The following is a 9,407-nucleotide window of genomic DNA, read 5'->3' as shown; positions in this document are numbered from 1 at the left end:
GGTGACCTCTGAACCTCTGAAGGGCCATCAGTTTCCGTACAGCGCCTCGATCTCGGCCGCGAACGCCGCCGTCACCGCGTGCCGTTTGACCTTCAGGGACGGGGTCAGCAGACCGTTGTCCTCACTGAACTCGCCCTCGACCAGGCTGAAGGCGCGGATCGACTCGGCGCGGGACACGGCCTTGTTGGCGTAGTCCACGGCCCTCTGGACGTCGGCATGCATCCGCGGGTCCCGTACCACCGCGGACGGCGGGGTGTCGGCGGGCAGCCTGCGCACCGACAGCCAGTGGGCGACCGCGTCGGGGTCGAGGGTGATCAGCGCGGCGACGAAGGGGCGGTTGTCGCCGACGACGACGCACTGGCCGACCGGCGGGCGGCTGCGCAGACGGTCCTCCAGGACGGCCGGGGAGACGTTCTTGCCGCCGGAGGTGACGATGATGTCCTTCTTGCGGCCGGTGATGGTGAGATAGCCGTCCTCGTCGAGAGCGCCCAGGTCGCCGCTGGCGAACCAGTCCTCGGTGAGCACGGCGTCGGTGGCGGCCGGGTTGTTCCAGTACGCCCCGAAGACGATCCCGCCCTTGATGAGCACCTCGCCGTCGTCGGCGATACGGACGGCGGTGCCGGGGACCGGGAGGCCGACCGTGCCGGGGCGGGGTTTTAGGGGCGGGACGATGGTGGCGGCGGCGGTGGTCTCGGTCAGGCCGTAGCCCTCGTAGACGATGATTCCGGCCGCGTAGAAGAACAGGTTGAGGTTGCGGTCGAGCGGGGAGCCGCCGCTGATGGCGTAGCGCATCCGGCCGCCGAGTTCCTTGCGGACCCGGCGGTAGACCAGCAGGTCGTACAGGGCCCAGGCGGCGTAGAGGGCGGGGCCCGGGCCCTTGCCGGTGCCGAGGAACTTGTTCAGGTACGCCTCGCCGAAGCGGACGCCGATCCGGTCGGCGCGGTCGAAGGAGGCGCCGCGGCCGATCTTCTCCGCGGTGGCGCGGCCGGTGTCGTGGATCTTCTCGAAGAGGTACGGGACACCGACCAGGAAGGTCGGACGGAACTCCTTGAGCGCCGGGCGGAGTTCGTCGGGCTTGATGCTCGGGCAGTGGCCGATCTCGATCCGGGCCATCAGACAGGCGATCTGGAGGGTTCGGCCGAGGATGTGGGCGAGCGGGAGGAAGAGGAGGGTGGACGCGGTCTGGCGGGTGACCTCCTTGAACAGGGGGTGCAGCAGCTCGACCGTGTTGGCGGCCTCGGCGTGGAGGTTGGCGTGGGTGAGGACGCAGCCTTTCGGCTTTCCCGTGGTGCCGGAGGTGTAGCAGACCGTGGCGACCGTGTCGGGGGTCAGGGTCGTACGGCGCTTGGTGACCTCCTCGTCGGGGATGTCCCGGCCGAGGGTGGTGAGTTCGGTGACCGCGTCCGCGTCCAGCTGCCAGATGCGCGGCGGTTCGGGGTGGCGGGCCGTGCCCGTCGTCACCGTCTCGGTGTTCTCCGCCGTCTCCGTGACGACGAAGCGGGTGCCCGAGTCGCGGACGATCCACTCGACCTGGTCGGCGGAGGAGGTGGCGTAGACCGGCACGGTCTGGCCGCCGGCCGCCCAGATCGCGAAGTCCAGGACCGCCCACTCGTAGCGGGTGCGGGACATCAGGGCGACACGGCCGCCCGGTTCGAGGCCGGCGGCGATCAACCCCTTGGCGACGGCGGTGACTTCGGCGGCGAAGGCGGCCGCGGTGACGGGCTGCCAGCTGCCGTGCCGTTCGCGGCGCAGGACCACGGCGTCGGGGTCCTCGGCCGCGTTGGTGAACGGCAGGTCGGCCGTGCTGCCGGTGGTGACGCGCGGCGCCAGCGGCGCGGTACGGGCCTCGCGCACCGCGCCGGTCTCGTCCCTGATCAGCTCGACCTGGGTGCGCGCGGCCAGATCGGTGCGCCGCTTCGCCCGTTGCAGATCCTTGCGTACGCCCATGACGGCTCCCGGTGCCAGTCGGACTTACTGGGGGGTCAACTTACCCATGCGTAACGGAAGGTCAATGGGTCGGGGCGTAGTGAACGTGTGTGCGTCTGTACGTTGCTGTACGACCGCACCCCACGGAAGGAATCCCGTGCACTCCCGACGTCGGTACGGCACCGACAAGCCGATCGACGACCCGGTGCGCGAGCCCCGGCGGCCGTGCAGGCCGTGTTCCAGGACCAGATCGAGGCGAACAAGCTGGTGCAGCGCGGGCTGTACGCGCGCTGGGACGCGCACCCCGAGGAGCGGCCCACGGAGCGCCCCGACCTGGTCAAGGAGGTACGCCCGCAACTCGACCGCATCACCGCCGAGTTGCTGACCGCCCTGAAGGACACGCAGCGGCTGCGGACGTCGCCGTCGTGCGAGCCGCGGTTGTACGGCGCGGCCGCCTGGTCGGCGTACGGCCATGAGCTGGACGTCCTGCATCTGAAGGGGCTTCGGCGGGCAGTGCCCTCGGTGTGCTCGGACGTCACTCAGTCCTGACCGGTGAGGTTGCTCGCCCGGTCAATGGCGTCGGCGAGTCGGCGTACGTCCTCGCTCTCGGTCTTCCCCGCCAACTCGTCGGCGTAGTCGGCCAGTCCGGCGAGGGTCGGGGCGCCGGGCAGGGAGTCGTCGCCGTCGAGGGCGTCGGCGAAGTAGGCGGCCGTCGCCGCGATCTGGAGGCCGGGCGCGGCCTCGCCCAGGGAGTCCTGGAAGGAGCCGGTCTCCAGTTGGCCGGACTCCTCGTGCGGGGCGCGGTTGTCGGGGTCGAGCCAGCGGACGCTCGCCGTGGCGAGGTGGCCTTCGGCGCCGGGCTTGGTGCGGACGGCGTAGAGGGCGGTGACCGTGTGGCCGGGGCCGACCTCGCCGCCGTCGACGCGGTCGTCACGGAAGTCCTCGTCGGCGACCTGGCGGTTGTCGTAGCCGACCAGGCGGTGCTCGGCGACGGTCTCGGGGTCGAAGGCGACCTGGGCCTTGGCGTCGCGGGCGGTGAGGTCGATGTTCTGCGGGAGTTGCTCGCAGAACACCTTCTCGGCGTCCTCGCTGCCGGAGACGTACACGGTGTGGCCGTCGCCCTTGTCGGCGAGGCGTTCCATCAGGGCGTCGCCGTACTCGCTGCCGACGCCCACGCCGAAGAGGGTGATGCCGTGCTCGCGGCGGGCGCCCGAGCTGCGCTCCAGGATGCTGTCGGCGTCGGTCTCGCCGGTGTTGGCGAGGGCGTCGGAGACGAGGACGACCCGGTTGGTGGCGCCCTCGCGCAGGCCCTCGACGGCGGTGGCGTAGCCGGTCTCGACGCCCGCGCCGAGGTTGGTCGAGTACGTGGGTTCCATGCTGGAGATCGCGTCGTGCACGTCGGAGCGGTTCTCGCCGAGGCGGGTCATCGGCAGCACGGTCTCGGCCTCGTCGCTGAAGGTGACGAGCGCGACCGAGTCGTCGTCGCGCAGCCGGTCCGTCATCACATGCAGGGACTCCTGGGCGAGGTCCAGGCGGCCGGGTTCGCTCATCGAGCCGGAGATGTCGAGGACGAAGGTGAGGGCGGCGGGCGGGCGTTCACCGGTCCGGTCACTGCCCCGGGTGGCGAGGCCGACACGGACCAGGGACCAGTCCTCCATGGTGGTGCGGGCGCCGTCGACGGTGACGGAGAAGCCGTTGCCGTCGGGACGGTCGTAGTCCTGGCGGAAGCTGTTGACGAACTCCTCCGGGCGGACCGTCGACGGGTCGGGCAGCCGGCCCTCGGCGAGGGTGCGGCGGGCGTAGCCGTAGGAGGCGGTGTCGACGTCGAGGGCGAAGGTGGACAGGTAGTCGGGCGAGGGGGCGAACTCACGCGATTCGTCGGTGCCGTTCTGGTCGTCCGTCCCCTGGCCGCCCTCGGGTTGTGCGGGGGCCGGGAATCCGGTCGCCGCACCCGAGCCCTTGCCGTCGCTGGTGCTGTTGCTGCCCGTGTCGCCCGCGCCGCAGGCCGTGAGCAGCAGGCCGCTCGCCGCGGTGAGCGTGAGCAGCCACCGTCGTATGCCGTACCGCTTCAACATCCGTGCCCCCATCGTCGGTTGACGTCGACGTCTGTGACTGTGACGGCGAAGGGGGCCGGAACGTGCGCTACGGGGCGTTGCGGATGAGTCTCGAAGCGGCCACGGGGAAGGGCCGTCGAGACCGGTGGGTGACCCTCCGTTGACCTACGACACGATGTCCTTGCGCGCGAAACCGCGGAAGGCCAGGGCGAACAGCACGAGCGCGTACGTTACGGAAATCGCGGAGCCCTGGATCATGCTGGACCACTCGGGGTTCGGCTGGACGGCGTCGGCCCAGGCGTAGTTCCAGTGGGCGGGCAGGAAGTCTCGCCAGTCGCCGAGGGCGGTCACCTGGTCGAGGACGTTGCCGACGATGGTCAGGCCGACCGCGCCGCCCACCGCCCCGAGCGGCGCGTCCGTCTTGGTGGACAGCCAGAACGCGAGCCCCGCGGTGACCAGTTGGGAGACGAAGATGAACGCCACGACCACCACGAGCCGCTGCGCCGCCGTGCCCGCGTCCACCGCGCCGCCGGTCGGCAGCTGTAGCGGGCCCCAGCCGTAGGCGGCGATGCCGACGGCCAGGGCGACCAGCGGCAGCAGGATCATCGCGGCCAGGCTGAGGCCGAGACCGACGACGAGCTTGGACCACAGCAGGCGGGCGCGGGGCACGGGAGCGGCGAGCAGATAGCGCAGGGAGGACCAGCCGGCCTCCGAGGCGACCGTGTCCCCGCAGAACAGGGCGACCGGGACGACCAGGAGGAAGCCGGCCGACACGAACAGGTTCACCGCGGCGAAGTTGGCGGCTGACCCGGTGGCCGTGTCCAGCAGCGTGATCCTCTCGCCGCCACCCCCGTCCGGCTCGCCGCCGATCGCGAACGCGACGACGAGCACGAAGGGCAGGGCGGCGAGGATCGCGAACATGACCAGGGTGCGGCGCCGCTTGAGCTGGCGGAGCAGTTCGACGCGCAGCGGCAGGGTGCGTCCCGCGCGGTAGCCGGACGCCGTTTCGGCGCGCTTGACCAGCGGCTCGGGGCTGCTGCCGGTGGGCTCAGGAGCGCCGGTGTCCTCGGGGCGGCCCGTGCCTTCGGTGAGCGTGCTCATGCGGAGCCTCCGATCAGGGTGAGGAAGGCGTCTTCGAGGCGGCGGTGCGGGCCGACCGACTGGACCGGCACGTCGAGGCGGACGAGTTCGGCGACCAGACGCTGGGGTGTGCCGTCGCCGTCGAGCCGTATCAGGAGTCCGTCGTCGGTGGACACGGCCGAGGCGACGCCCGGCAGTGCCGCGACCTTGTCCACGACGGGCCCCTGCAACGGCGTTCCGGTGCCGACGAGCAGCGTGTCGCCCGAGCCGATGATCTCCCCGACCGGGCCCGCCTGTACGAGTCTGCCCCGGTCCATCACCACGAGGTGGGTGCAGGACTGCTCGACCTCGGCCAGCAGATGGCTGGAGACGATCACCGTGCGTCCGGCGGCCGCGTACCGGATCATCACCTCGCGCATCTCGCGTATCTGCGGCGGGTCGAGGCCGTTGGTGGGTTCGTCGAGGATGAGCAGGTCGGGCAGGCCCAGCATGGCCTGGGCGATGGCGAGGCGCTGGCGCATGCCCTGCGAGTAGGTGCGCACCGCGCGGGCGAGGGCGTCGCCGAGGCCCGCGATCTCCAGGGCCTCCTCGATGTGCGCGTCCTCGGCGGGACGGCCGGTCGCGGCCCAGTACAGCTCCAGGTTCTCCCGGCCGGACAGATGCGGCAGGAAGCCCGCGCCCTCGACGAAGGCGCCGACCCGGGAGAGCACCGGGGAGCCCGGCCGGATGGCGTGGCCGAAGACACGGATCTCGCCGCCGTCCGGGGTGATGAGGCCCATCAGCATGCGCAGGGTCGTGGTCTTGCCCGCGCCGTTGGGTCCGAGGAGGCCGAGCACCTGGCCCTTCTCGACGCGGAAGGACAGGTCCCGGACCGCGTACCGGTCGGACGACTTCGAGTACCGCTTGCTCAAGTCCGTGATCTGGAGCGGTACTTCGGCGAGCGCGGGGTCCGCGGGCACGGCCGTGGTGCGGCGGCGGGCCGTCAGCAGCAGGGCCAGCGCGACGACGGCGCCCGCGAGCGGCAGCCACCACACCCAGGACGGCAGCGCGGCGGCCGCGGTGCTCACGCCGGAGGCCGTCGGCACCGACAGGTCGCCCTTCAGGGAGACGGTGTACGTCGCCGGGGCCGCCGGGGAGGCGTAGCCGAGGTCCGTGGACGAGAGGACCAGACGCAGGCGGTGGCCCTTCTCCACCTCGTGGTCGATGGCGGGCAGCGTGATCGTGACGTCCTTGCCGGCCTTGGCGTCCTCGACCCTCAGGGGCGTCACCAGCTGGGACGGCAGCACCTGCTGTCTGCCGTCGGGGCCGACGTCGTACACCTTGCCGAAGAGGACGGCGTCGTCGCCGGTCGACTTGACGTGCACGGTGGCCGTCGGCGATCCGGTGATGCGGAGGTCGTCGCCGACGGGGGCCGACTCGAAGCGGGCGTACTGGCCGGGGAAGTCCAGCGAGATGCCGACGCCGAGGGAGGAGAGCTGGGCGAGGCCGCCACCGCCGAGTCCTGGCAGGGCGGAGATGGCGGGCGGGTTGGCGCCGGCCGGGTTGTCGAAGGTCTGCTCACGCCCGGTCAGGGCGACGGACTTCTGGCCGCTCTCCAGGCCCGGGTAGGTGTCGCCGCTCGCGCCGCGCAGCGTGGCCTCGCCGTCGGTGGAGTCGACGCCGCCGGTGCGGGTGATCCGGAAGGCGGGGCCGGTGTCTGCGCTCTTGTCGTCCTTGAGGTAGCGGTCGAACCAGGAGTCCACGCGCGCGTGGAGCCGGCTTTCCTCCATGTCGCCGCCGTCGTGGCCGCCGGCGATCCAGTCGACGTCGACGGGGGCGCCGTTGGCACGGATCGCCTTCGCCGCCGCGTCGGCCTGGCCGAGCGGGAAGAGCGAGTCGGTCTGGCCCTGCATCAGCAGCGTGGGCACCTTGATGCGGTCACCGACGGCCGACGGCGAGCGCTCTTCCAGGAGCTGTCGTGCCGCGGCGTCCGGGGTGCCGGACTCGGCGACCCGGTCGTACATCCGGCACAGCGCGGCCTCGAACTGGTCGCAGCCGCCCGCCGTGTTGATGAAGACGCCCGCCCACAGCTTCTTGAAGACGCCGTTCGGGAACAGGGCGTCCGCGAGGTTCCAGTAGGTGATCGCCGGGGCGATGGCGTCCACCCGGTCGTCGTACCCGGCGGCGAGGAGGGAGATCGCGCCGCCGTAGGAGGCGCCCGCCATGCCCACGCGCGGGTCGCCGGTCTTGTCGAGCTGGACCTGGGGCTGCTTCGCCAGCCAGTCGATCAGCTGGGAGACGTCGGCGACCTCGGCCTTCGGGTCGTTCAGCCCGACCTTGCCGTTCGACCTGCCGAAGCCGCGGGCCGACCAGGTCAGCACCGCGTACCCGTCGGCCGCCAGTTCCTCGGCCTGCCCGCGTACGTCGTCCTTGCTGCCGCCGAAGCCGTGCGCCAGCAGGACGGCGGGGCGGCGGCCGTCCGAGCCGGAGGTGAAGTACGAGGTGTCGATGCGCACGCCGTCGCCCACGGCCATGACCCGGTCGGCGCGGTGCACCGCGGGCGCGTCGTCGGAGGCGACGGCCGTCCACGTACCGGCACCGGCGAGGACGACAACGGCGGCCGCGGCGGTCAGCAGCCGCCGCGGCCCACCCAGCCCCCGCCATCCGGGCAATCGAAGATCCATGGTTCAACAGTACGGGGCCAACCTGTCGCCCCCCGACAGCTTCTGGGCTGAACCCCCTGACCTCCCAGGGGCGTACACGCGGCTTCCCGCGTACCGCGATCGCGGTACGCACCGCGGTACAGGAACCGGCGTTCGAAGGGCCACTCGATCAATTGAAAGATCACGAAATCGCGGCTTTCCCCGGCCGCCCCGGCAGATCCTTGAAGGTCTGCCCCCTTCGCGAACGGAGACGCCCTGTGCGCATCACTGACATCCAGCGCTGCGAGGTCCGGCCCGGACGACTCGTCGAGTGGACGCTCAGTCCGGCGACCGTCGAGACGGCGGCGGGCCTGCCGGAGGACTCCCGGCCACCGGCGTACATCCAGGAGTCGCACATCAGGACGGCTCGAATCGTGCGCGAAGACGGCCTGTTCGTGCCGACCTGGCTCGGCGCGGCCTTCGACATCCCGGGCCGGGTCGACCTCGACGCGCTCCAGGACGCGCTGCGGGGCTGGACCCTCCGGCACGAGACGCTGCGCAGCGGCTTCCGGCCGGCCGGCGACGAACTGCGGCGCTTCACACTCGACCCGGGGTCCGTGTCCCTGCACCGCGAGGTCGTCGGCGGCTTCCCCGACGTGCCCGAACTGGTCCAGCACCTCCAGGACCGCTTCGACGCCACGGCGGACGCGCTGCGCTGGCCGAACTTCATCTACGCGGCGGTCGTACGGGACGACTCCACCAGCGTGTACATGGCCTTCGACCACAGCAACGTCGACTCCTACTCGCTCCAGCGCATCCCCGCCGAGATCCACGAGCTCTACGCGGCGTGCGTCGAGGGCCGCACGGCTCAGCAGGGACCGGTCAGCAGTTATGTCGACTTCTGCGAGATCGAGCGGGCGGACGCGGACCGGATCGACGGGACCCACGAGATCGTCGCCCGCTGGCGGGAGTTCATCGGCCGCTGCGACGGGCGGCTGCCGAACTTCCCCGTCGACCTCGGCCTGGACCCCGACGCCGGGCTGCCCACACAGAAACTCATGAACGAGATGCTCGTGGACGCGGACGCCGTCGCCGCCTTCGAGGCGTACTGCCGGCCCTACGGCGGCAGCCTGGTCGGTGTCCTGGCCGCCACCAGCCTCATCGTCCGGGAGATCGGCGGACAGTCCGTCTACCGCACGGTGGTGCCGTTCCACACCCGGGTGAAGTCCCAGTGGTCGGACACCGTGGGCTGGTTCGTGGGCGGCGCGCCGATCGAGATTCCCCTGGGGCCGGGACTCGACTTCCCGGCCGCCCTGAAGGCCGTACGCGCCGAGATGCACGCCAACCGGTCCATGGCCCGTATGCCCATCGCCCGGGTGCTGCGGCTGCTCGGCTCGGACTTCCGCCCGACCTCGCCCGACCTGTACTCGATCGTCTCCTTCGTCGACGCGCGGGGCCTGCCCCGCTCCGGGGACTGGTCCGAGCTGGCGGCGTACGGACTGGTGCGGGTGTCGTACGGCGACCAGGTGTGCGTGTGGCTCAACCGGCTCCATGAGGGCCTGTGGTTCGCGAGCCGTTACCCGGACACCGACATCGCGTACAAGAACATGCGGCTGTACGTCGAGCGCCTGCGGGACCTGATCACCTCGGTGACGCTCAAGGAAGCCAACGGCCAGTGACATGGCTGAGCCCGGGCACGTGAGGTGCCCGGGCTCGGGTGGGTGAC

The 9,407-nt window shown here is 71.5% G+C and carries 6 protein-coding genes; 2 read left to right on the top strand and 4 right to left on the bottom strand.

Annotated features, from left to right (window positions below):
• Positions 1 to 27 precede the first annotated feature (27 nt).
• The gene (locus KCH87_RS30555; protein ID WP_210589697.1) at positions 28 to 1,947 is read right to left on the bottom strand and encodes a long-chain fatty acid--CoA ligase; all 1,920 of its coding nucleotides are present in this window, start codon (positions 1,945 to 1,947) and stop codon (positions 28 to 30) included.
• Positions 1,948 to 2,160: 213 nt separating this feature from the next.
• Here KCH87_RS30555 and KCH87_RS30550 point away from each other — a divergent pair, with 213 nt between their 5' ends.
• Positions 2,161 to 2,475, top strand: a complete 315-nt coding sequence (locus tag KCH87_RS30550; protein ID WP_308298949.1) for a hypothetical protein — start codon at positions 2,161 to 2,163, stop codon at positions 2,473 to 2,475.
• On the opposite strand, the gene KCH87_RS30545 is transcribed toward KCH87_RS30550, so the two are convergent.
• The 3 genes from KCH87_RS30545 to KCH87_RS30535 form a co-directional block, all read right to left on the bottom strand.
• Positions 2,466 to 4,001: a von Willebrand factor type A domain-containing protein gene (locus tag KCH87_RS30545; protein WP_210589693.1), complete on the bottom strand. Its 1,536-nt coding sequence runs from the start codon at positions 3,999 to 4,001 to the stop codon at positions 2,466 to 2,468. The two genes, KCH87_RS30550 and KCH87_RS30545, sit on opposite strands and share 10 nt — an antisense overlap.
• A gap of 144 nt (positions 4,002 to 4,145) precedes the next feature.
• Positions 4,146 to 5,081, bottom strand: coding sequence for an ABC transporter permease (locus KCH87_RS30540; protein WP_210589691.1), 936 nt, complete (start codon positions 5,079 to 5,081; stop codon positions 4,146 to 4,148).
• Complete coding sequence (locus KCH87_RS30535; protein WP_210589689.1) at positions 5,078 to 7,723, bottom strand: CocE/NonD family hydrolase; 2,646 nt, start codon at positions 7,721 to 7,723, stop codon at positions 5,078 to 5,080. Before KCH87_RS30535 ends, KCH87_RS30540 begins: the two co-directional genes overlap by 4 nt.
• 236 nt (positions 7,724 to 7,959) lie before the next feature.
• Between KCH87_RS30535 and KCH87_RS30530 the strand changes: the two genes are divergently transcribed.
• Positions 7,960 to 9,360: a condensation domain-containing protein gene (locus KCH87_RS30530; RefSeq protein ID WP_210589686.1), complete on the top strand. Its 1,401-nt coding sequence runs from the start codon at positions 7,960 to 7,962 to the stop codon at positions 9,358 to 9,360.
• The last annotated feature ends 47 nt before the right edge of the window (positions 9,361 to 9,407 follow it).

The sequence above is a fragment of the Streptomyces sp. GESEQ-35 genome, from assembly GCF_017948485.1.
Taxonomy (GTDB): Bacteria; Actinomycetota; Actinomycetes; order Streptomycetales; family Streptomycetaceae; genus Streptomyces.
The sequence above is the reverse complement of the archived record's forward strand: the minus strand, read 5'-3'. Positions and strand labels throughout refer to the sequence as shown.

What these genes read in the sequence shown, in the direction of transcription:
- KCH87_RS30555 (WP_210589697.1), bottom strand. Translation starts at nt 1,947, where the DNA reads ATGGGCGTACGCAAGGATCTGCAACGGGCGAAGCGGCGCACCGATCTG.
- KCH87_RS30540 (WP_210589691.1), bottom strand. Translation starts at nt 5,081, where the DNA reads ATGAGCACGCTCACCGAAGGCACGGGCCGCCCCGAGGACACCGGCGCT.
- KCH87_RS30535 (WP_210589689.1), bottom strand. Translation starts at nt 7,723, where the DNA reads ATGGATCTTCGATTGCCCGGATGGCGGGGGCTGGGTGGGCCGCGGCGG.
- KCH87_RS30545 (WP_210589693.1), bottom strand. Translation starts at nt 4,001, where the DNA reads ATGTTGAAGCGGTACGGCATACGACGGTGGCTGCTCACGCTCACCGCG.